Origin of the sequence: Methylomusa anaerophila (assembly GCF_003966895.1) — a bacterium.
Taxonomy (GTDB): domain Bacteria; phylum Bacillota; class Negativicutes; order Sporomusales; family Sporomusaceae; genus Methylomusa; species Methylomusa anaerophila.
This window is the reverse complement of record NZ_AP018449.1, coordinates 1,923,082-1,944,612: the sequence shown is the minus strand read 5'-3', so window position 1 is coordinate 1,944,612 and position 21,531 is coordinate 1,923,082. Positions and strand designations below refer to the sequence as shown.

Annotated in this window: 33 protein-coding genes; 9 read left to right on the top strand and 24 right to left on the bottom strand. The window is 42.6% G+C overall.

The annotated features are described in order from the left end of the window. Positions 1 to 341: 341 nt before the first annotated feature. The 3 genes from MAMMFC1_RS08640 to MAMMFC1_RS08630 all read right to left on the bottom strand — a co-directional run bounded on the left by MAMMFC1_RS08640 (position 342) and on the right by MAMMFC1_RS08630 (position 2,204). Positions 342 to 797, bottom strand: a complete 456-nt coding sequence (locus MAMMFC1_RS08640) for a helix-turn-helix domain-containing protein (RefSeq protein ID WP_126308154.1) — start codon at positions 795 to 797, stop codon at positions 342 to 344. Positions 798 to 949: 152 nt separating this feature from the next. After that, entirely contained in the window at positions 950 to 1,357 is a 408-nt protein-coding gene (locus MAMMFC1_RS08635; RefSeq protein WP_126308153.1) for a DUF6932 family protein, read from the bottom strand. A gap of 538 nt (positions 1,358 to 1,895) precedes the next feature. Continuing rightward, positions 1,896 to 2,204, bottom strand: a complete 309-nt coding sequence (locus tag MAMMFC1_RS08630) for a hypothetical protein (RefSeq protein WP_126308152.1) — start codon at positions 2,202 to 2,204, stop codon at positions 1,896 to 1,898. A gap of 169 nt (positions 2,205 to 2,373) precedes the next feature. Between MAMMFC1_RS08630 and MAMMFC1_RS08625 the strand changes: the two genes are divergently transcribed. From MAMMFC1_RS08625 to MAMMFC1_RS08615, 3 genes are all read left to right on the top strand, one after another. Beyond that, entirely contained in the window at positions 2,374 to 2,694 is a 321-nt protein-coding gene (locus tag MAMMFC1_RS08625) for a helix-turn-helix domain-containing protein (protein ID WP_126308151.1), read from the top strand. A gap of 428 nt (positions 2,695 to 3,122) precedes the next feature. Continuing rightward, positions 3,123 to 3,422 (top strand): helix-turn-helix domain-containing protein, encoded by a 300-nt coding sequence (locus tag MAMMFC1_RS08620; protein WP_126308150.1) that lies wholly within the window; start codon positions 3,123 to 3,125, stop codon positions 3,420 to 3,422. Between the two features lie 87 nt (positions 3,423 to 3,509). Beyond that, positions 3,510 to 4,235, top strand: a complete 726-nt coding sequence (locus MAMMFC1_RS08615; RefSeq protein ID WP_126308149.1) for a hypothetical protein — start codon at positions 3,510 to 3,512, stop codon at positions 4,233 to 4,235. An 80-nt stretch (positions 4,236 to 4,315) separates the two neighbouring features. Here the strand turns inward: MAMMFC1_RS08615 and MAMMFC1_RS08610 are convergent, their stop codons facing one another. Together MAMMFC1_RS08610 and MAMMFC1_RS08605 are read right to left on the bottom strand one after the other, a co-directional pair. Continuing rightward, positions 4,316 to 4,621, bottom strand: a complete 306-nt coding sequence (locus tag MAMMFC1_RS08610; protein WP_126308148.1) for a nucleotidyltransferase family protein — start codon at positions 4,619 to 4,621, stop codon at positions 4,316 to 4,318. Positions 4,622 to 4,649: 28 nt separating this feature from the next. Beyond that, positions 4,650 to 4,871 (bottom strand): helix-turn-helix domain-containing protein, encoded by a 222-nt coding sequence (locus MAMMFC1_RS08605; RefSeq protein ID WP_126308147.1) that lies wholly within the window; start codon positions 4,869 to 4,871, stop codon positions 4,650 to 4,652. A 170-nt stretch (positions 4,872 to 5,041) separates the two neighbouring features. On the opposite strand from MAMMFC1_RS08605, the gene MAMMFC1_RS08600 reads away from it, so the two are divergent. The 4 genes from MAMMFC1_RS08600 (at position 5,042) to MAMMFC1_RS22655 (ending at position 6,055) form a co-directional block, all read left to right on the top strand. Next, on the top strand, positions 5,042 to 5,269 hold the full coding sequence (locus MAMMFC1_RS08600; RefSeq protein WP_126308146.1) for a hypothetical protein: 228 nt from the start codon (positions 5,042 to 5,044) through the stop codon (positions 5,267 to 5,269). 108 nt (positions 5,270 to 5,377) lie between these two features. Continuing rightward, positions 5,378 to 5,671: a hypothetical protein gene (locus tag MAMMFC1_RS08595; RefSeq protein WP_126308145.1), complete on the top strand. Its 294-nt coding sequence runs from the start codon at positions 5,378 to 5,380 to the stop codon at positions 5,669 to 5,671. 55 nt (positions 5,672 to 5,726) lie between these two features. After that, positions 5,727 to 5,921, top strand: a complete 195-nt coding sequence (locus MAMMFC1_RS08590; RefSeq protein ID WP_126308144.1) for a hypothetical protein — start codon at positions 5,727 to 5,729, stop codon at positions 5,919 to 5,921. A gap of 2 nt (positions 5,922 to 5,923) precedes the next feature. Next, on the top strand, positions 5,924 to 6,055 hold the full coding sequence (locus MAMMFC1_RS22655; RefSeq protein ID WP_269471873.1) for a hypothetical protein: 132 nt from the start codon (positions 5,924 to 5,926) through the stop codon (positions 6,053 to 6,055). An 11-nt stretch (positions 6,056 to 6,066) separates the two neighbouring features. On the opposite strand, the gene MAMMFC1_RS08585 is transcribed toward MAMMFC1_RS22655, so the two are convergent. Genes MAMMFC1_RS08585 through MAMMFC1_RS08575 form a run of 3 tightly spaced genes read right to left on the bottom strand, consistent with a single transcriptional unit; the run spans position 6,067 to position 8,110 of the window. Further along, complete coding sequence (locus MAMMFC1_RS08585; RefSeq protein WP_126308143.1) at positions 6,067 to 6,483, bottom strand: very short patch repair endonuclease; 417 nt, start codon at positions 6,481 to 6,483, stop codon at positions 6,067 to 6,069. 6 nt (positions 6,484 to 6,489) lie between these two features. Then, positions 6,490 to 7,221, bottom strand: a complete 732-nt coding sequence (locus MAMMFC1_RS08580; RefSeq protein ID WP_126308142.1) for a hypothetical protein — start codon at positions 7,219 to 7,221, stop codon at positions 6,490 to 6,492. Beyond that, positions 7,175 to 8,110, bottom strand: coding sequence for a DNA cytosine methyltransferase (locus MAMMFC1_RS08575; protein WP_126308141.1), 936 nt, complete (start codon positions 8,108 to 8,110; stop codon positions 7,175 to 7,177). The genes MAMMFC1_RS08580 and MAMMFC1_RS08575 overlap by 47 nt, the downstream gene beginning before the upstream one ends. Before the next feature lie 561 nt (positions 8,111 to 8,671). Here MAMMFC1_RS08575 and MAMMFC1_RS08570 point away from each other — a divergent pair. Next, positions 8,672 to 9,733 carry an AAA family ATPase gene (locus tag MAMMFC1_RS08570; protein ID WP_126308140.1) on the top strand — a complete coding sequence of 354 codons (1,062 nt, stop codon included), beginning with the start codon at positions 8,672 to 8,674 and terminating at the stop codon, positions 9,731 to 9,733. Beyond that, on the top strand, positions 9,734 to 10,375 hold the full coding sequence (locus tag MAMMFC1_RS08565) for a DUF3226 domain-containing protein (protein WP_126308139.1): 642 nt from the start codon (positions 9,734 to 9,736) through the stop codon (positions 10,373 to 10,375). A 335-nt stretch (positions 10,376 to 10,710) separates the two neighbouring features. On the opposite strand, the gene MAMMFC1_RS08560 is transcribed toward MAMMFC1_RS08565, so the two are convergent. Genes MAMMFC1_RS08560 through MAMMFC1_RS08495 form a run of 16 tightly spaced genes read right to left on the bottom strand, consistent with a single transcriptional unit; the run spans position 10,711 to position 21,527 of the window. Then, a complete protein-coding gene (locus tag MAMMFC1_RS08560) occupies positions 10,711 to 11,337 on the bottom strand; it encodes a hypothetical protein (RefSeq protein ID WP_126308138.1) in 627 nt (208 codons plus the stop codon). Then, positions 11,337 to 11,501 (bottom strand): hypothetical protein, encoded by a 165-nt coding sequence (locus MAMMFC1_RS21455; RefSeq protein WP_158618708.1) that lies wholly within the window; start codon positions 11,499 to 11,501, stop codon positions 11,337 to 11,339. Before MAMMFC1_RS21455 ends, MAMMFC1_RS08560 begins: the two co-directional genes overlap by 1 nt. 45 nt (positions 11,502 to 11,546) lie before the next feature. Next, positions 11,547 to 12,167, bottom strand: coding sequence for a hypothetical protein (locus tag MAMMFC1_RS08555; RefSeq protein ID WP_126308137.1), 621 nt, complete (start codon positions 12,165 to 12,167; stop codon positions 11,547 to 11,549). Next, entirely contained in the window at positions 12,164 to 12,427 is a 264-nt protein-coding gene (locus MAMMFC1_RS08550) for a hypothetical protein (RefSeq protein WP_126308136.1), read from the bottom strand. Before MAMMFC1_RS08550 ends, MAMMFC1_RS08555 begins: the two co-directional genes overlap by 4 nt. A 1-nt stretch (position 12,428) precedes the next feature. Continuing rightward, entirely contained in the window at positions 12,429 to 12,593 is a 165-nt protein-coding gene (locus MAMMFC1_RS08545) for a hypothetical protein (protein WP_158618707.1), read from the bottom strand. Positions 12,594 to 12,651: 58 nt separating this feature from the next. After that, positions 12,652 to 12,780 (bottom strand): CD1375 family protein, encoded by a 129-nt coding sequence (locus MAMMFC1_RS22650; RefSeq protein ID WP_269471872.1) that lies wholly within the window; start codon positions 12,778 to 12,780, stop codon positions 12,652 to 12,654. Beyond that, complete coding sequence (locus MAMMFC1_RS08540; RefSeq protein ID WP_126308134.1) at positions 12,780 to 12,962, bottom strand: hypothetical protein; 183 nt, start codon at positions 12,960 to 12,962, stop codon at positions 12,780 to 12,782. The genes MAMMFC1_RS22650 and MAMMFC1_RS08540 overlap by 1 nt, the downstream gene beginning before the upstream one ends. 16 nt (positions 12,963 to 12,978) lie before the next feature. Then, entirely contained in the window at positions 12,979 to 14,475 is a 1,497-nt protein-coding gene (locus MAMMFC1_RS08535) for a hypothetical protein (protein WP_126308133.1), read from the bottom strand. An 11-nt stretch (positions 14,476 to 14,486) separates the two neighbouring features. Beyond that, on the bottom strand, positions 14,487 to 16,499 hold the full coding sequence (locus MAMMFC1_RS08530) for a hypothetical protein (protein WP_126308132.1): 2,013 nt from the start codon (positions 16,497 to 16,499) through the stop codon (positions 14,487 to 14,489). Positions 16,500 to 16,513: 14 nt separating this feature from the next. Continuing rightward, positions 16,514 to 17,719 (bottom strand): phage tail-collar fiber domain-containing protein, encoded by a 1,206-nt coding sequence (locus MAMMFC1_RS08525; RefSeq protein WP_126308131.1) that lies wholly within the window; start codon positions 17,717 to 17,719, stop codon positions 16,514 to 16,516. Next, the gene (locus MAMMFC1_RS08520) at positions 17,706 to 18,392 is read right to left on the bottom strand and encodes a phage tail protein I (protein WP_158618705.1); all 687 of its coding nucleotides are present in this window, start codon (positions 18,390 to 18,392) and stop codon (positions 17,706 to 17,708) included. The genes MAMMFC1_RS08525 and MAMMFC1_RS08520 overlap by 14 nt, the downstream gene beginning before the upstream one ends. A 58-nt stretch (positions 18,393 to 18,450) precedes the next feature. Continuing rightward, positions 18,451 to 19,569, bottom strand: coding sequence for a baseplate assembly protein (locus MAMMFC1_RS08515; protein WP_126308129.1), 1,119 nt, complete (start codon positions 19,567 to 19,569; stop codon positions 18,451 to 18,453). Further along, a complete protein-coding gene (locus MAMMFC1_RS08510; protein WP_126308128.1) occupies positions 19,566 to 20,420 on the bottom strand; it encodes a phage tail protein in 855 nt (284 codons plus the stop codon). Before MAMMFC1_RS08510 ends, MAMMFC1_RS08515 begins: the two co-directional genes overlap by 4 nt. Before the next feature lie 5 nt (positions 20,421 to 20,425). Then, complete coding sequence (locus tag MAMMFC1_RS08505; RefSeq protein WP_126308127.1) at positions 20,426 to 20,743, bottom strand: GPW/gp25 family protein; 318 nt, start codon at positions 20,741 to 20,743, stop codon at positions 20,426 to 20,428. Between the two features lie 8 nt (positions 20,744 to 20,751). Beyond that, entirely contained in the window at positions 20,752 to 21,225 is a 474-nt protein-coding gene (locus MAMMFC1_RS08500; protein WP_158618704.1) for a phage baseplate assembly protein V, read from the bottom strand. Beyond that, entirely contained in the window at positions 21,225 to 21,527 is a 303-nt protein-coding gene (locus MAMMFC1_RS08495) for an XkdQ/YqbQ family protein (protein ID WP_126308125.1), read from the bottom strand. The genes MAMMFC1_RS08500 and MAMMFC1_RS08495 overlap by 1 nt, the downstream gene beginning before the upstream one ends. Positions 21,528 to 21,531: the final 4 nt, after the last annotated feature.

Genomic DNA, 21,531 nt, shown 5'->3' with positions numbered 1-21,531 from the left:
TTCTATCCGAACTAACCAATAAGGGAATAAACGCTAATTTTACAGGAGGGATAGCGGTAAGCATAATTGAGCAGGTAGAGCGGAGTAGCAAATCCCATAAAAAACGAACAAGACCAGCGCCGTTGGTGGTCTTGTTCGTAAAAAAGGAGAAGAGAAATTTGCAGACTCCGCTTTTGCGGTCATCTGTTGTGTGTACACATGATTAGTATTACCAATTATGGAAGAATTTATACGTTGTATCGCCTCAAGCATGCCAAATGAATGTTTACCCTTTTTTAGGAAGGCAAATCATTTCATTTAAGAACATCACAAATATTAATCTTATAGAAAGCTTTTTAATTTTAACTTGCTATCAAATTCGGATCAGGGGACTGAGTAGTTATGTCAAAAGTCAACTTAATGTTCACACCCAAAACATTTATAATTTTTTGCGCTTTCTCTATTGTAATGCCATGATATTCATTTCTTTCATCCCTTGATACTTGAGCTTCAGAAACTCCTAATAAATCTGCTAACGTCTTTTGGGACATATTTCGGTATATTCTAAGACCAATTAAAACTCTACCAATTTGAGTTAGATTAATTACAGCTTCAAAATCACCACGTTTAATCCTCTCATAGTATTCTACCCCTTCACGTAATTGATAGTGAAAACTCCAAACTGGTTCCATAGCTCTATTGATTTCTTCTGTACTTAAATCTGTTTGCTCTAATGTCTTTTTCTGAATCTCAATATATTCAAGATCTTTTTTTAGTTTGAGCAAAGCATCCTGATATTCTTTTTCTGTGCGAATCATATAGATGCTCCTTTCAATTATTTTCTATTGTATATTTTATACTTGCCAAAGGGGGAATGTGGCAAGTTTATATTTCGTCTTTAGTAATTTTTTATTATCATAATCATATTTTTATTCAATTTAATATCAGTGTCTTATGTATACTAAGTAACTCAATTAGGAAGTTGCTTTTTTGTCGAAATATAATGCGACCTGCGACTCTCATTATTCCATGTCCATGTTTTATGCGGGTCTAGCCGGTTAAGTTCATCCTGCAATTGTCGTGTGGCAAAAAATTTGTAATCACATTCAAAATAGCCATCAATATCATTAGGATTTTCTTTATCTTCTACAAATGAGCCATCAATATAAATATTACTGATTTTCCCAGGATAAAGATCTTGTACATGAAAGAGCTGCTTACACAAGATTTCAAGATTACATACCAGTAAATGGCGCCACCTACGATTCCAGTTAGGAGTATCTGGTGGCCCAACTACCAACAAAGACTGCTTTAACACATCCAGCGTCATGGGGTAGTCGCCTGGTGGTAGTAATCCGTCCGAATTAAAAGCCAGCATTGTGTCACCTCATCTATCATAGTTTCCCCCCCCCAGTGCTAATCTTAACATATATGTTAAGATTACGCAATGCGTAATAATTAATTATAGTATAAACGATGTTTTGCATTTTATGTACAAGACTATCTTTAATACAGAAATACAGAGCTATAAACAAATCTACATTCTATTACTTTGCACATAATATGCTATTATTGAATAACTAAACAGCGAGGAGACAACCGTGTCTTTAGTCAATCATTCCGCAATCCGTCATCAATAACAAAAGACCTCTGGGGCAAAAACCTCAGAAGCCTTATCATTCCTCTGGCGGGAGCGTGTAGGAATCGAACCCACCCAGGACGGATTAGCGCCCCGCGAACGGTTTTGAAGTCTGTTTGGGATGGTAATTGTAAAGAACCGAAAGTGATTAAAAGCGCGTAAAATCTACGTTTTTACAACGTGAGTTATCTAAAAAATATTGATTTGAGTTTAAAAAAATGGGAACAGTGTTCCCAAAACTGTTCCCATTTTTTCTGCCTTGAGTGTGTGATTATTTTTAGTATCGTAACGACAAAGCTAATTTTAATCCATCCAAAAAACCATGATTGTAGTGAATATAATTAGCTATACTTTCTCTTGTAATAGCAACATTGCGTATAAGATCCGTTAAATCATTGTTATCCACTTGTTCCAGTACTTCATTAAAAACAATACTACAATTTATGTATTCTCCTGATAACTTATCTGTAAGTATTTTTTCTTTTAATAACTTTTGTCTATTATTCGCAAACTCTTGCCAATCATATTCAAAATCCCCTGGCTGCATAGTTCCACCTGTTAGTATATTCTTCAAATTCTGTTTCATTATTAACCTCTCCTTGATTCATTTAATATTAGTTTCATTATGACATATCTTATAGATCATAACATGCCAACATTGGCATACTTTTTCAGACAATTCAAATATTGTCAATATACGGTACACATGCTACACTATTAAATAATATCTCTCACGCCCCAAATGAGGTGATAGTATGTCGAAGGACACAATATATAAATTGGTGCGTCTTAAACGTGGCTTGACTAGAAATGAAGCACTTATGGTATTACCTTTTAGCGAAAGAACTCTTGCACGCATTGAAAACGGGGAACGTGAGGTAACAGTTGAAGAAGTTCTTCAAATAGCAAGAGCATATAATGCTCCGGAATTGTTAGATCTTAGACTAAAAAACATCAAATTTAGTTGGCAAAAATCAACACCTAAAAAGCGATCTAGCTTATTCCTAACATTTTTCTACGGTATATTTAACTATATACGATTTGGACTATACAGATTAATAGGCAAAAATCACTAATAAATACGTGTATAAAACATTCTATTACTACTACATCTTTTAACTTTATTTGTCAAAATAAAATTTTCCTATTGTTAATTTTTATTCATTCATGTATTATTAATACGGTTATATGGTTTTCGACTTTTTTGTCATATAATGTCGAAAACTCCAGAAACGTAAAAACCAGTCCCCTGATTCGGGACTGGTAATTTTTTTATCTAAGACGTATCAAAATAGAATCCTTTCACTTTTGGTCGTCCTTCCATGGAGCTAGGATAACTTAATTACTAATTTAACATAAAAAAGGGAAATCCTGCCGAAACATAAAATATTTTGTCAAAATATCCCTTTGAACAGAATATAACGTAATTACGTAATAATGTCAACATTATTATGTTGCGGTGTTTTGCTATAATTTTCTTAGTTTTTAAGTTTCGGGGGAGATTATGGAAAAAATAAATATCGCAAAAATAATCCTTAAACTTTGTGATCAGTATGAAATTACACCAAATAAATTAGCGCGTTTGGCAGGAATGCACTCATCAACGACACTTCAAGATATTGTTAATGAGAAGAATAAAAGCCCACGAATAGGAACTATAGAAAAAATTTGCGCTGGACTAGGAATGACATTGGCTGATTTTTTTTCTGAGACTAAGAAACCGGATCTACCTCCAGAAGCCTTGCAGGAATTGCGTCATTACGAAGAATACCTTCGATATAAATACAACATCCCCGGCAAATAGCCGGGGAATAATTTTTTGTCGTTTGCAGGAATTTAATGTCATTTTGTGGTAGTAATGTGTAATACATATTTAAGGAGGCGTATCAATTTGGACAACTTGTTTCTAATTATATTCCTGGTCTCAATCGCATGTTTGATTGTAGGGCTAATTAAACCATCTTTGGTAATCCGCTGGGGCGATCCCGAGAAACGTGGAAGAAAACAGGTACTGGTTACATACCTAAGCCTAATGGTATTATCTTTCATTGCTTTCGGAATGACGACTGATACGAAGAAAGCACCGCAGACCCAACAGGCAAGCCAGCAACAACCGGCACAGCAGAAAGCACCCGAAAAGCCTGTTGTCAAAACATACAAATCCGGTCAATACAAGGTCGGTACCGACATCCCTGCCGGCGAATACGTGGCTATGGCCAAAGGCCAGGCTTACATCGAATTAGCTAAAGATGCTAAAGGTACACTTGACAGTATTTTAGCTAACGATATTTTTATTAACAGGAGTATTATCACTGTTAGCGATGGCCAATTTATAAAGGCTCAAAATTGTGAACTGTATGCTTTTAAGGATGCTCCAAAAGCGCAAATTAAAGACGGGTTCCTACCGTCAGGAATGTATAAGGTCGGTACCGATTTACCGGCAGGTGAATACAAAGTTATCTCTGAAGGTGGAAATAGTTATATAGAGACAAGTGCCACAAGCAGCCATTTAATGGATGATATTATTTCTAACGACCTGTTCCAAGGAGATAAATATGTTAGTGTGGCTGATGGGCAATACGTTAAATTTTTCAGCGCGAAAATTCAAGTAAAATAACATATATCCCCTATCCACCCGACTCCCGGCACCGCCGTACGAACATGTACGACCGGTGCCGATTTTTCATGTTAATCTACTTATCCTTCAATCCAAATCAATTCTTTTGGATCGTCCGAATCAGGTATAGGGTAGGGCTCCACATGAAGTATGTCGGACTTGAATAACGGTTCGAGTCTTCTTTTCACATCATCAGTTCCACGAAAGGCCGTTGTATCGTCCTTATTAAAGAATTCCACTAAAATGTCAATATCAGAGTCAGGCCCGTTATCACCCCGCGCAACAGAGCCGTATAACCCTATCCTTTTTACTTTATATTTACCAAAATCACGTAATACGGGAAACGCTCTATTTAATTTACTTATTACCTCTTCTTTATTTACCAATTCATATCAACCCCTTCACTCCCCCCGGCTACTGCTGGGGTTCTTTCTTTTCTGGCACATATTCCAATATATCCCCAGGCTGGCAGTTAAACGTCTTGCAAACCCGGTCAATGATTTCTATGTTAACAGGCCTATGGCTGGATAATTTGGCTACTGTTGCACTGGATAACCCGGCCATTTGAGCAAATTGCCCCTTAGATATCCCTTGCCGCTGCAGCATATCTAATAACTTATAATATTTGATTGCCAAGATTAACACCTCCATTTACAGATTAGCATTATTTTGCGCGTTTGTAAATATATTTTTGTTTATACATAAATATATTTACAAATACGCTTGACAATTATTTGCGTTTGCAGTATATTATAAGTAAAGATAAAAATAATTTTGCTAACGTAAAATAATGGAGGCGGTAAGGGATGGTAGAGAACATTGCGAATGCAGTGCAAAGACTAGCTGACAACCTGGAGCTTAAAACAAATTATGATGAAGAGCTTGAAAAACTCGGACAATACGAAAGTGACGCAGAGGTATTAAGGTATCTAAGTACAACCCCGCTTGGTAAGGTAAAGATTAATCTTGTACTTGAGCGTATTAACGATATCCGCAAATGGATAAAAGGTGAAATAGCGTATCACGCAAAATAGCAGCCAAATAATAAGCGGTGGGTCACAAGCCCACCGCGTGAGGAGAAACATGATGAATAACGACTATGAAGAATATATTGTGACTGACGGGGCAGAAAGGAGTCAAAAATGAAAACTGATGAAATGTTACTAAAAGTAGATTCGTGGAGGATAAAAATCGAAAATCGAGACGGGATGATTACTCAGGCATTTGAACCTGCATGGGAAAAGGTTAATAACTCAGTCAGAATTTATAAGAACCGCGGAGGGCCTGTTACACTCCAACTTAGAACACGTACCCCGTTAACCAGGAGCGGACGTGGTAAACTTCGGCATATGCTTGCACATGTCGAACTGACTACAGACGAAGCAAAAGAACTTATACGTGCGCTAACCACCATGATTGCAGAGTGCCAGGGCTAACGCCATGAATGCGGCTAAGAGTGGTCACAACCCCGGCCAGAAAGGATGGATAGTAATGCGTAAAATTCAAAAATACAAAGGATGGACTATACGCCAAGGCACTGAAACGAGCGCAGATGGTGCCGAACACGTTATTTACCAGTGCTATACGCCAAAGGAAATGCAGTATCCGGCCAGCATTAGGTCCGCTGAGTGGACCGCCTGCAGCTTGCGGGAGGCCATAGATTTTATCGATAGTTACCCCGCCTGACGATGGCCACCCGGGCAGTGGCCGAAACTCCCTCCGGGGAGTCGCGGGAACCCGCCACGAGGCCGGCCGGCCGGCTGACCCTTGACATAGGTTGTTCTTTGAAAATGAAAAAAGCCGCCCATCGTGAAGGATGAGCGGCATAAAATTATTGCAGATGCAAAAGAATCTTTTCCATTAGTACATCTAAATTCCTTTTCTTTAGTTCACATTCCCAGATAATTAAGACTTTCCATCCTAGCCCTTCTAAAAGATACGCGTTTTTTTGATCTCGTTCAATATTGCGGTTTATTTTTTTGTCCCAATATTCAACATTACTTTGAGGGCGTTTTTCCCCATGCGAGCAGCTTGGGCATCCATGCCAAAAGCAACCATGAACGAAAATTACCGTATGATATTTAGGCAAGACAATATCGGGCTTACCAGGTAAATCCGTTCGATGCAACCTAAAACGATATCCCATGCTATAAAGTAGTTTTCTGACTATCAATTCAGGCTTTGTATCCTTGCTGTGAACTTTTGACATGATACTACTACGCTTTTGTTTATCAAATGTATCAGCCATATCAATTCACAATATAGTTACCCAACTTGAGTCAAATCCAATTTGCGCCATCGTTTCCTCAAAATCTAGAACTGGCGGTCGCCTAATTTTAAACCTACGTGCGGACGGTGGGATTTCATATAGGATTGTAAATTGTGAACCATGTGGTTGCCACGTGAATTTATGTTTATTTGACAGTAAATCGAATCCTTCAATATTGCCATTCTCCTTTGCACGCCATATGAAGTCTTTAGTATTGTATCGCGCAGTTTCATGTTCGAACAATAAAAATTCCATACTATTAAAGTTGCGAACAAGAATGCTTGTCCTTAATGGCTCGAAAGTCTCCTTGGCAATATTGATTCTCTCATTATAGATGGCAAGAACCGCTGTGCCTGTTCCTTCAACATCTTCGTGGGGATTCATAATGCCATAAGAATAATCGGGAGAACAGCGCCCTGAAATTACTCTAATATTTGTCGCCTTATGAGGATTGGGTTGTTTAATAGACTTAACTGACCAAGCCATGCCTTCAAAAACGACATCAGCAAGACCGAGAGGCTTACCCAGGTGTTCGCCGCCTATGGATTTAGCAAAAATATCGCCCCAATCTTCTCCGGTAATATCCGATTTGCCGACTGCGAAATGGTACGTCATCCATTTCCCGATTTCGTAGATAATATTATCGGGAATTTGACCTAAAGGATAAAGCTCAAACGGCTCTTTCCCTTTGTTGTCTCTTAGCCTCGGTCTCTGCATGAAGGGCCTCCTTTAATACTGCTTTAATAACATTGACAGGGACTGCGTTCCCCGCCTGTTTGCGCGTTTGGCTATCATTACACACAATTTGAAATGTATCCGGAAACCCTTGCAGTCTTAGCATTTCCCTTGGCGTTAATCTGCGGCGTCCATTTACTAGTAGATAATTATATGAAGCTCCTGCGCGTAGGGCGCAGGAGTAAGGATAGCTTGATATGTTTCCGCTTTTATTCTCGTGCCATATACTTGGATAATACTCGCTATTGTGTTGCGCCAATCGCTTATTTATGATTCTCTCACTTGCAAAGAATTTTTCGTCAACAGCGTCGTCTGGCTCTAAAATGTCTTCCAGTTTTCCTTTTATTTTAGTGGTTGGAAACGAAAAACAGACGTCATGATTCCAAAAACCTACTATAATTGTCCTTTCACGCTTTTGCGGCAAGCCAAAGTCCAAAGCGTTAAGTATATTCCAATAAACTTTATATCCGAGATTTTCCAACGTAATGAGTATCGTTTGTAATGTCTTCCCTTTATTGTGACGGCTCAACTGTTTTACATTTTCTAAAATGAACAAGCGAGGTCGTTTTGCTTCCAGAATCCTTGCAATTTCAAAAAACAATGTCCCGCGGATATCGTCAAAACCTAACCGATTTCCGATTATACTGAAAGGCTGACATGGGAAACCCGCAAAAAGCACGTCATGGGTAGGTATGCTAGAAACGGAGATTTTCGTAATATCGCCATGTGGCGCAAGTCCATAATTAGCGGAATAAGCGCGCTTGGCTTCAGTATCTATTTCACTCGCAAATAGACATATGCCCCCCAGAGAGTCAGCCGCCTGATGAAATCCGCCAATGCCCGCAAATAAATCTATATAAGTAAAACTCACAAGCACACCTCCAATTGGTTATGCCTTATATCCCCCTAGCTAAAGCAAAAGGCAGGACTTTTTCCCACCCTATGACGGCAGCAGAGTAAACAAGCTGCATATGCTAGTATGTTTTGGGCACGGCTAGCCCCTCTTTTTGTGGAAATATTCGACATAAATTGAAATTTTCCTGTCATCTTTTAAAAAATATTTCGAACAAACATTCGACTACTTAATGGTTGACTTTAAACACTATTTTGTCTTAAGAGCCTTCCATATTATAAAAACCGTCCCAGAGTATGCAATGAAAGCAAAGTGACACTTTTTTAGAAAAATCGCAAGTAAAACAAAAAGCCCCTACCCCGGCCAAAACCGAGATAGGGGAAATACTTTTTGATAAAGCCGCACTCCGGAGGATGCGGCCTAATTTCTTTGTTGCGGGGATAGGACTTAAACCTGTAACCCTTATTATAAATATAATAACCATTTAAAGGATTTATTTGTGATATTTTATAAAAAGATGTATAATTTTAAAATATAATGCTATATTTTCCTCTAATAAATTATTGAGGAGGCAACTACGTGATAAAATCACTTACTATCACTAATTTTAAAGGATTTAATAATCTCCAAATACCCTCTTTATCAAGAATTACCCTTCTAGGTGGTTACAATAATGTAGGAAAAACCTCAATACTGGAAGCTTTGTTTTTATTTCATGACCGATTAAATCCTGCTATGTTTTTGCAGCAATCTAATTTTAGGGGAATTGTAACGTTAAATTTAGCTTCAGATGCACTTTGGACATCGCTATTTAATGAGTTTAATATGAACTCGCCAATTAACATTAATATAAAGAGAGAATCACCTGAACATCTATCGTTAAAAATTGTATCAGATTATGAACGCACCATTACTCACACTCCTGCACAACAAGAAGTCGTAAAAACAGAAAGCAAAACATTATCCACTCTCGCTTTGGAGATAAAATATAAAAAAGGAAATGAAGAGCAGCTTTCATATATGACACTTGACCAAGGTGTTGTAAATCTAGATGTTAAAAAAGCCACATCCAAAAAACTCCCAAAAGCAACATTTTTACCTGCTCGCATGCAAACAAATCCCAACGAAGATGCAATGCGATTCGGAAATCTTGATATAATAAATAAAACTGATTTAATAGTTGATTTCCTCAAGGAAGTTGAACCAAGGATTAAGAATCTTTCACCTATTTTAGTTAATGGCGTATCATATATCCATGCCGATATTGGTTTTTCTCGTAAAATACCAATAAAATTAATGGGAGATGGTATTTCGCGACTACTTTCTATAATCCTTGCAATTGCCGACTCTCCTGGTGGAATCGTTTTAATAGATGAGGTAGAAAACGGTATCCATTATTCAGCTATGCCCGCCATATGGAAAGGAATAGTAAAAGCAGCTCAAGATTTTGATTGCCAAGTTATTGCTACTACGCATAGTTATGAATGTTTACAATCTGCACATGAGGGCGTCAATAATGTAAATGCATCGAATGAATTTACATATATTAGGTTAGATAGAAACAACGATAACATTATCCCTAAAATTTTCACCAATAAACTTCTAGACGTTGCACTATCCTCCAACATGGAGGTAAGATAAATGAGGCAAGAAAAAATACTTAAAGAAAATGCAATATTAGCAGAAGGCATTGATATAATGTGGTTTTGTATCTGGGCTTGCCGCACTTATCAACTAGAAAATATCCAAGTATTTGATTTCGGTGGAATAAATCAATTAGCTACATATCTTGAAATATTTAGTTTGCGGCCAGATTATAACAAAATTAAAAGCATCGTTGTTATTCGCGATGCAGAGACTGACGCATCAGCGGCTATTAAAAGTGTGCAGAAATCACTTAGCCAGGTCTCTTTAGAGTCACCATCATACCCGTATAAATTTACAACGAGAAATCCTAAGATCGCACTTGCTATTTTACCTGGCGAAAACGTGGACGGTGATGAACGTACATATAAAAATGGTACGCTGGAAGATCTTTGTATGTCGATAACCAAAGAGCCAGAAGCGACCATTAATTGTGTAGAAACTTTCTTGGAAGAAGCCCAAAAATGTGGATGTAAGCTCACTCATATTCATAAATCTAAACTTCATGCTTATCTATCCATCAAAAAGGATTACGTTGGAATGAAGATCGGAGAAGCTGCCAAAGCTAACGCTTGGGATTGGGAGCACGTTAATATGCGTAAACTTAAAGATCTCTTAACCGAATGCAATAATATGTAAAAATGAGGCTTATAAATACCGAAAAAAGCACCCCGAAAACCGAGGTGCTTTTTTCGGTAGCTTGGCTTACGACAGTAAGATTGAAGCTGAGCTCGTAAGCGGGATTGCATGTCAGCCGTTCTATTCCATACCCATGTGCATCGGCACATTTCCGCTACCATACGAAGAGTTAATCGTCCGATATCACTCTTCCCTTATTATATATTTTAAATATATTTTAATTATAACACATTATTGGTAATATCAAATTCTTTTATACATCTTTTATTTATATACGTCCTCCAATACGCAACCTATCAAAGGAAACAAACCCCTACACCGAGGAAAAGGTAATGCTAAAACGAATACCTCAAACCAATCCTTACTTCTTCGTGCTTGAAATTATACCCACCAACCACGCCCAGGTACTTTCCATCTTTCGTAATACGCTGGCTAACATCAAAACTAACCTCCCGAATTCGGGGCCCGGCATTTTTGACCGATTCGGCCCAGTCCGGGTAAATATTTACGCCCCGGATTACCTTCCGATATGCGTATACATTGTACTGATTCAATGTCACCGCGGTATCTGCCGACAGCTCCGCAACCTGTTTCAGATCTACCTGTTTGTCGGGATTCTTCGGTTCCGTTACAATCGCAAAATCTGCACCTGACTTCTGCCGCTCAACCTCAACCGTTTTCACAACTTCCACCGGTACTGTCTGAACAACAGTAACCGGTGGCTTATTCTTTAACTCCGCAATCTGTTTAGCGGCCTCGGTAAGCTGTGATTCCAACAAGGTTATATGAGCATTTTTTGCAGCCAGGGCAACGCCTTCGGTAGTTTCGGCCTGGTGCTGGGATTCGCCTGTCACTGGCTGAGCCGGGTGCAGTTTCTCCCATACAAACCAGGCCAGGGCGGCGATAATAAGTAAGGCGAGTGCCCACAACAGCACCCGCCTGTTTTTGTATACCCAGTCCATCAGATCACCCCAACAACAACCGTAACAGCACCGACAACTGCCAGTGTAACAATCAACCATACGGCCCATGTCGGTAGGCCAAGAAACTTCCCGGTTTCCTGCACTTTATCATCGAATTTGGCTCCGGTTTCATTGATTTTGTTTTTCAAGTCGTTTGCATTCATTATGAATCCTCTCCTTTTTGATAAATAAAATAAGCGGGCAATCCCCTACCGGCCAAACGGCCCTTGCCCGTATTCAGCTACGCCGTAAGCCGACAAATTTAAGCTTGCCACATATTGAAAGGTATTTTCTGCCCGATTGGCATAACCTACCGCATACTCTTCCCCTACACTGGCCGCCACATAATACAAGTCCCTGAAGATATCTCGCATAGTCTCCAAGCTCCGCAAATTGTACCGATTCCACCGATTTTGCAAAAACCGTCGGACAACGCTATGCGAAGTCGGGCACCAAATGCCGGCATAGATGAAGCACCGACTATCATCCATGCTTGGAACCTGCAGCAGTTCATTCACATACATTTCGGTGCAGTTTTGGGATAGAATTTGAATCTGCACAGCCTGTCCTTCCTCTGATCCAAGAAGCTGCCGTAATGCTTCAAGTTCTCCGTTATTTTGAATATCGCTGTAGGTTCGGTCTGCAAAATAATCGCCGCCAGGAATGCTGTTCAATAACGCATCTCCTCGTCCATTCAGTCCTTCCCATTGACTGCAGCCAATGCTGGGATAATCTCCTGCAGTGCTGCATGATACAGCATCAAAGCCGCCTTCAACACCGGTATTGATAATTCCTAACGCGATTTCTTTGCCTAATTCTTCATTAGTCACTTGTCAGTACCCCCATTCTTCAATGTAATTGTTTTGTTGTAGCCCAATAACCCAACACCCACAGTAACAAGCCATTCCACTGCCCCGATATAGCTGTCATATCGGGGAAAATCATGTTCAGTAACTGCCATGCAAACCGTCAATGCCAGCAGTATGATCATGGGCAGCAGGATAAGCAATAAGGCGGCCAAACCTGTACGGCTGGCCACCCCATTTTCATAGAGCAAGCTGACTAAAAATCTTTTAAATTGTTCCAACATACTACTTGATCACCTTCTCTAAGAGAACGACCAATACGGCCGTAATGACTCCGCTTGCTCCAGCCGCCTTCCATACCGCCATTTCCAGTTCGCGAAGACGTTTGAAAATATCAGCGTCATTTTGTTTCAATGTTGATATCGCTTCACATTGTCCGCTATGCTCCATACATACTTCTTGAACCAACCCCTCACCCCCAAAAGAATAGGGAGCCAATTGGCTCCCCTTAGCTTTGCTTCATATATTCTTGCACGGCTTCCCTATAGTCTTCCGGCACCTGGTCAATTGTCCGACGCCCGTTCTCGACCAAGTTCGCGTAAACTCTGACCAGAGCCGGGATAATCGCTGTTGCCATTAGGCTACACCCCCTTCAATTACCTGAGCCAGCAGTTCCTGGGTATCAAGCAGTTGGTTTTGCAAAGCTAGATTCTGCTCATACAAATCGGCTGCCAGTTCCTGTGTGTCCAGAAGTTCCTGCTTTTGCGACTTGGCTTCCTTTTCTGCCGCCGTTGATTCTCTATTCATCCTCTGTCCCAATTTCAATACCTCCTCTTTATTCTGACCATGCGGCTACGAACCCGCGTACTACCGGTGTTTCGGCCACCCAGTCATACGCCACAGTCAGCGTAGCGTCTTTCGGCGCAACTACCGTCAAAATCCGGCTATCGTAATCGTATGACCACTGGGCTATGCCTATACTGGCCGAGACCACGATACTGGCCGTCTTGGCCGCATGAGCAAGTACAAGCATCTGTGTTTTGCCGGTTGCTGTCCCCAGCGCCTCTGCAGCGACATGGCCGCCTGGTTTGTCCAGAACAATCTTCACGTCAGAAACACCTTTTCCCTCAGACGCCGAAGGCAACACATATGAGAATGTAGTGCTGTCCATGGTGTCATCATATTTCTGAGTCGCGCCTGCGGTCATTTTCTCCCATACCTCCGGCTGCCAGCCATATTTATAGGAAGCAAATACGGTCACGCCATCATCCGGCGTCACGGAAATTTGGCTGAGCTGTACGACGCCGGTATCCGCAATTTGGGTGTTGTAATCGAAGTCAAATACTTGTTTTGAGCCATACCAGACTCTAATTGTCGAATGATTGACGCCTGAATCCGGAACAATATTTCCCTCGGCATCCTTGACCCCAAGAGTCAAGGTCAACCGCTGGCCGTTCGAGCCTACGCCGATAGCAATTCGGTCTCGCGTTTTGGGCACGTCACGCATACTGATATACGCCGCTATTCCAGCGTCGCGCAGTCGTTGGTGCTTAACCATAAGCCTGCCGTATCGCATTTCGTTGATAAAGTCTTCGGTCACGGAGATAATTTCCGCCGTTTTGCCGGACACCGTGGCATCGTTTGACCGGTATATAGCAGTGGCTTTTGCCACCCGTGCAGAACCAGTACCGATTGTCGCCACGTTGAATGTCGCCTGGAATTGAATTTCTGAAGCTTTTTTTCTACGTGCCTGTGTTAAAGTCATAGGAGCTGACCAAGTGCCTGATTGCCGTAACAATACTGAAACTGCTGCCGTTGCGCCGTCAGTCACTGCTGTTTGAGCTTGGAGGTCAATTAGTTCAACATCTGTACTTGCCAGCGCTATAGGCGGTGATGTAACGGTTGTTGTGTTTTGGCTTGATGTGCTATGTCCCTTAATACTCAGTTGCAGGCTTGGCATGTCTGTACTGTCCGAAGGGGCTGTAAGAGCAATGGCAATGTAGATTTGTTTGCCTACAAACCCAGGGATGTTTGTGATTGCTGCTAAATCGGCAATTATGTTTCCTTCCGCCAATACAGAATCGGCTGTGATCATTTGCGTGGTTACATTTACTAACGTTCCGGTTCCATTGCTAACGGTTAGTTTCTGCCATGAATTTCCGATTTTAAATATAATTCCTGCGTTGCAATTCGCAGGAATATAGCTTGCAACTACAAAACCGTCGATACCTGTTAAGGCGGCGCAATCAATCGGTATTGCCGACGTAATGAGACCAATTTTATCAAATACAAAGTTGTCGGTGCCATAGCGGATAGTATTAGTTGATAACATATTCCCCCTCCTTACGCCGTTGTGACGTTATTCACATAAATAAAGCAAGTTCCTGGCCCACCACCCATGCCTCCGTAGTTGCTTTCGCCACCTAGCCCGCATCCGCCACATCCGCCATAACCACTAACACCGGACCAATTACCGCCGCCGCCGCCATAACCAGCACCGCCGCCAGCAGGAGCCGGATAATTCCCATTTCCTCCTTTTCCGCCAGTACTAAACATAGATTGGAAAAAATCTATTGAATCTGCAACACAAAAGATAGAAGCTCCCCCATAACCAGTTATGGAATATGCTGAATGAGTTGTTCCCCCTGAAAGACCGATAGATCCTCCAGCAGGCCATGTTAAATGATTATTTCTGCTTCCATTTTTAGGCCCATAACCATTTACAGAATAGCTTTCTTGGGCTGGAGATGAGTAGGTTATTCCACTTATAGTAGTACTTGCTCCGTCTCCAAGAGCACAAATCCCTCCATATAAACTGCCACTATAAGTTGCACCTATTCGACTCGCGGCATTTCCTGTAAGCGATTTTGCAACGATCAGTGCTGAACCATTTCCCTGCGACAAGGGAAGATAATCTTTTTGCTGTCCGCTGCATTGTGTCGGTAAGGCAGTTCGTGTTACGGTTGGCGGTATGCCTTTTCCTACAAGGTTTATAATACCGTTGGATAAATCAAATTTACCCTTACACTTAATAGCGCAAATTCCGCCATAGCCTTTGGAGTCGTCATATGCGGGTGTAGATGTATAGTTATTGTTTATTGTCAATGTATTAAATTGGGCTACGGTAACTAATTGGCACTTGTAGTTCGCGGGAATATCAGACGTGGCAACCGTTGTGTCCAATGTCAGTAGCCCTCCAGATACAGCTAATATTTTAGCCAGCATAAATTTCCCGAAGTTGGCATAATCCGAACCAGTGTTCCGGGATATATGAAACATGACTTCCGTTCCTACATCAAATTTTTCATATATTCCACTACTTTGCACGCCAATTGTAATGATCTTGCCATTAACAGATGTAATATTTGCGTAGCTGTTGATTTGCCCGGTAGGATTTGTTACGTCCCCCAAAGTACCTGAACCGAAATTTTTAATATTTAGGGGTCCAAGCCTAGTGGGATTCGATAAGCAATCTTGAGCATATAACCCTTCATCATTGGGCAATGCTGTTTCTGTAGCAATGTAACAACGTCCTAATCCTTGTCCACTAGCTTTTCTCTTAGAAATAATCGTTGGTGTAAATCCGTTAATGGTTTCAGATACCCAGAAAATTGTACTTCCCCCCACAACTTCTTCATTGCTGTTATCCCCAATCCCATACGGATAACATGCTGTTCCAGCTACCGTTCCGCCGATGCGACTATCTGTACCTGTAATAGTCGTCGTTTTCGCGAATACAAAAGCTACGCCATCACCCGCATTCATGAGGGCTGTGCGTACCGTGATATGATTTTCCCAACCCGTTTGGGATTGATTGGATTCTTGGACGGTAAGTGGACGCAGTGCCGTGTTGGCCACCGGGATGCCTTTATCTACTAAATTAATCGCGCCACCACTAAATACCAATGCTGTTTTACATTTAATCGCACAAATTCCGCCATATTTATTCGTAGCAGAATATGCAAGAGTAGCAGCATACGAACTGCTTAGAGTCAGTGTTCCGTAATCTGCAATAGTCACAATCTGCACTCCGTAATCTGCCATTACTGCAGCAGGAATTAATTCTGAGACATCCTTGCTAAGCGTAACCGTACTGCCAGAAATAGCTGTTATCGTGGCCTCTATCCAGTTTCCTAGACAAGTAGTGTCTGTTCCCGTTGTCTTTGCTGAAACGTGCAACAAAACGTCCCGACCTACGACAAATGTAGCCGCCCCAGCACTGATTGTACCGATAGTAATTGTGTTTCCGCTGATAGCGGTAATATTAGCATAACTATTAACTTGCGTTGACGGGTTTGTCACATCACCAAGAGTCCCGGAACCATAGCCGCCTATATCATTAATTTTAAAAGCCATCTAATGTTCCTCCCTTATATCAGTGTCACAGACTCACCAGCAGTAAATCCAATATCTCCGCTAATTATAAAAGCTGCTGAATTTGATTGTGTAGTATTAAGCGATAAAGTAGTAGTATTGTTTGCTGCTAGACCTTGCCAGACAACAGTAGGTTGCCAAATAATTGATTTTTGATCCCCCGCGCCTTCGGCCTGGCTAGCATCGGAGACAATCTGCGCCGTGGTACGGTACATATGGGTGCTGCCGGTCAAGTAGGTATTGTTGACCGGCTCAGTCATGATGACCCGGAGCGTGCTGCCATTTTTGACAATGGATTTGATCTGCATGACTTCCTGGTAGACGCCATCTGTGATCGTATAAGAAGCTCCCGGTACAATCCCTGCCAGAACCGTCACGTCTATACTATCGTCGCCAGCCGCAATGCTGGTTACTTCGCATTCAAACGTATCCACCTTGTCCGGGTTCGCGAAATCTTCTACGATCATAGCGTTGTAGTCGGGAAATATTTGCTGCGCTTCCGTTGCCAGCGCCTGATTTGCCTGCTCCCGTTCTATCTGGTCGACGCGACCAGCAAGGATTTGCATATCGCTGCCGTCGCCGCCGAGGACTTTTTGCTTGAGCGTGTCAAAGGGCATAGGGTATATTGTTTTTGGGTCTGACTGCTGGACGATAACACTGCTGCAGTCGGTTACAGTTGCGCCAAGTTTCAAAAATTCCGGGTGAGGGTTAGTGCTGTTTTCATGATTCATCATCTGAGTTACCGTTGCGTAAAGCAAAGACGTGTTTATGTCCGCTGTTACATTTGCAGCCTGTCCGACAACGGTATAGACTTCAAAAATCAGTTCGACTAAATCTGCGCCGCCACCAGCAGGAATGTAATCGGCATTGTTTCCTGCGTTTGCGACCGCATATAATATTTCACCCGCGTCCGGATCGGTCGCATAGACGCCAATCTCGCGGGCGAAAAAACCAGTTGCAAGTCCTTCATTTTTCAGCACGACTTGCATTCTGGCCGTTCCCGTACCAGTCACATCATTTACGATGATCGGCAAATTCAATTTGGGACTGATGAGGTTGGTCAACGCTGAAAGCAACTGCCCTGACTGCAGTTGCCCATCACCCAGGGCCACCCGCGTAAAATGTATAGGTACCCCGGTCTGTGCTTTGGTTTCCAACTGCAACCCAACGGCCGTCAGGCTCATTCCGTTATACTGTGCCACTTGATCTCCTCCCTATCGTAATGGTTCCGCCCCGGCGCATAAAAACACCGGCGAACAGTGTCGTCGGTGCAATGCTGGGACGGGATATATTGATCTGTATTTGACCGCCTTTACGGCTGGCTATGCCGATATTTCGGCTGATGTTGGCTTGTCTTGGCAATGGCAGACCAATTGTTTTCTTTCCGCCCTGACCTGAGAGGAAGCCGAAGTATAGACTCTTTTGACCTTCTCCCCCAATAGATATTTCACGCTTAATCTGTATGCCGTCCAGCCAGGAACGGGTATTTTTCACAGTATTGATAGCCCGGACCAAGCCTGAATAGGCTGCATCGTCCGTCAGACTATCGATTGTCCGGATCTTGAATCGGTACGGATCGCCGTCATAGTCGAACCACTCTACCACTTCAGCATTTGCAAACGCAGCCGACACCACCTGCTCTACCGCCCATGGCGTCCCTTTGTGCCGATGCCAGGCAATAGACTGTTTGATTAATGCACGCTTTTTCTCAATAGAGAAACCAACAGGCTCATAAAAATCAACGTGTAGCTGCCAAGCCAACACGTCTAGGACCTCTTCCGGCAACACGTCAATCCGGGCAAATAAAACTGTTAATGGTATGGCTGCCGTGACGGCTTGTAATTCCCTGTCCAACGCCTGTGCTGCCGCCTGCACGGTCGAATTGTTTCGAATGCTCGGAGGTACTAAATCTAGAAGTCGGATTTGTGCAATATTAGTCGCCATCGACAAGACCTCCAAAGTTCACCAACACACTGCCGGCAATCGCCACCTGATAGGTTTCAATCAGCGCATAGACCGGAGCCGCTACTTCCACACGGGACCCCCCCGCAGAGCGCATCCGGTATATTAATTCTGTCGGATTGATCACGCGACCCAATTTTGATTTCTGCCATGTTACATAGTCGATCACAGCCTGATTGACAGCAGACTGGATAGCAAGGCTCGTTGTGGCGTTATCACGGTTTATGTAATAGGTAAGGCTTATGTCATAGCTAATAACTTCCGGCTCTAAAACGGTCAATTTATCGGTTAATGGCCGTATTTTTTTATCACTACAAATATCGTATACAGCTTCAATAATCTCCGGCCCCGGCAATTCGCCGCCTACCAATAGGGGCCGTATTTCAACCTCTCCCGGGGCCGGACTGCGCACGGAAACATCTACAATCAAACCAGATGCCGTTTTCGCCCAAAAAATATAGGCCCCATCAGGACCTGCCACCGAAAACGATTCCGGCGCCTGCTGTATGCGGCTTCGAAAACTATCATCTGATTCAATATCACTGCCGCCAGCCGTTTCCGTTGTATTTACAACTGACTGTATCCATGGCAGTGGGTCAACGAATTGGTTCACTTGTCCGGACACATAACCGTTACCACTGGTCCCGGTGACCATACATTCTGCCGGCGCATCGGCATAGAGACTACCGGCCGGAATATCTGTGGCCATCGTGACCTGAAATACAACCCCGTTGGGTGTAGTCGCCCGGATCCCGGCCGGAATGGTTACCGCCTGCGGTTGTACTGCCGAAAGAGTGAATCGCAGCGTGGTAGTAGCCGCAGAGGCTACCAGGCGCGTAACACCTACCAAGATACCGATATGGTCCAGATAGTCATCCTCTGAATATGCCAACAGATTCATCTTAGCAGAATAGTCGATCAAAATCCGCTGCTGAATAATAATCGCAGCCACAGACTGCAAAAATAATCTGACCGGATCACCCTGGGCGAGTGTCCGGCCGGATATGGATTCGTACATTGTTATGATCGATGCTTCAATATTCCCGGCATCCGTATCTGTAAAACTAATAGACGGTAGATCCGCTATCATGTGCTCACCGCCTTATACAACATTTTCAGATCGGCAACTTTACTGGCAATCTGTATCACAGATCCAGCTGCTGAAGCTCCAAATATGTCTTTTGTAGCAGTTGTTTTGTTTGCTCCGCTACTATCAGCGACTTTAGTTAGTATATCAACGAGCGTTCCTGACGGATCAGTTTGAGTTTTTTTAACTAGATCCGTTACATTTATTCCAAGAATCTTATACGAATTCAACACCCCGGAGGTATTGCTGTTTTTAATAGACTGAATCATACTTAAAACCTGCTTTGCACCAGTTGCCGCCGTGACCGGGTTCTTAGTAGCCGCCTGAGCGACTTTCGCCAATGCTTGTATATTAGCGGTAGATAGACCTACCGCAGCAGCCGCTGGTTGTATAGAATCAGTTACTTTCGTGATATTCACTGTTTCAGCTGCCGCAGTAATAGTCGTTTGAGTACCACTAGCCGTTGCCGTTATATACTCTTTCAGACTCACATCAACGGCAATATGCAGGACATTTCCTTGATTATCAACATACTTCCATGCCTCGCTAATATTATCGACAACAAAATTACCCAGCACCTGCCCCCCGACAACCAGGGAGTTATATTCGCCTTTCTGAACGATTTCTCGGAGTTGATTAGCTTCTTTTTTAGGATTTAGCCCATGGAACGCAGAAAAAATGACCTGAAATGAAATTTCATCCAGGCCAGGGGAGACAAACTCTATTTTGGGCTTGAGCCCGACGATGTCATGCTGCTCAAATTTCGACTGTGTTTTTCGTTTAAAGTCGTCAAATGTGCGGGTTTTCGTTGTCGATACTTCAAATGTTATCGGTCCAAATGTTCCGATACTCAATTACATCACTCCCTAATCCGGAGTTTCACGGTAGGTTGCAGTACCCCATCCATGCCGTCACCGGTGAAGCTCACTTCTGTAACTTCGACGCGGGGCTCATATTTTTGAATTGCTGTCACGATTTCCGCAGACAGCCGAGCCTGTGCTACGGGTATTGGAAGATCCAGCATTTCAGCGTTGACACCAAAGTTCCGATCGAGCGGCACGGAGTAGATTGGTGTTGTCAGGATAGTCCGGACGTTTTGGATGATTTCCTGGAGTTCAGTAGTCGGGGCAAAGTCTATTTCTGTCGGCACCGTCAACGCGCTGATTTCTATTTCCATAAATCCTCCTAGTGGCCGTGATGATTCGTGTTACCGCCAGCGTCAATGATTGAGCCGGAAGCATTTATATTGCCGTTGACCTGCAAATTGCCATTGATTGTTATTTTTTCGGTGGTCGTAATATTGACCGGACCTTTGACCACTGCAGTCAAGGTGTGACTACTCATATCATACTCAATTGAAGTACCGTCAGTATATTTGCGCAAATGCTTTTTTTTGTTCTTAATCGGTGCCGGATTTATCTCAGTATAATATGCGCCAAGAATAAACCCCTGCTGTTGACCATTGGGCAAAAAAATACAAACAACAGGTGTTGTTTCAACCGGTAAATCATAGTCCTGAGGGTCTATCGTACTGGGAACTAACACCGGCAAGTCAAACGATACCATTTCGCCACGATCTGCGAATTTCACCCGGACCGTATGATTGTCATTCACCGAAACGACTTCACCAACCCGAACAAATTCCTCAATTCCCGCCATCAGTACCCCTCCAGGCATTTACGGATTTCAATTTCGGTACCGTATCCGCTATTAGACACGTTATGTTTTGCTTTTACCACTGAATATTTGCCATCATGAACTTGCCAGCATTCCACCATCACATTGACGCCACCAATCAGGCGCACATCGCCAGGTCCTAGTGTCAGACTAGCTGTATCTTCGTCCTTGTTTTTTTGCCGGAGTCGCTTCTTAGCTACTTTCTCGGCTTCGGCATCGCTGGAAACGCGTTCGTTAATTACTAGTTCCGGCCCATCCGTAGTATAATTTGTCAGTTTGGCCACGCTA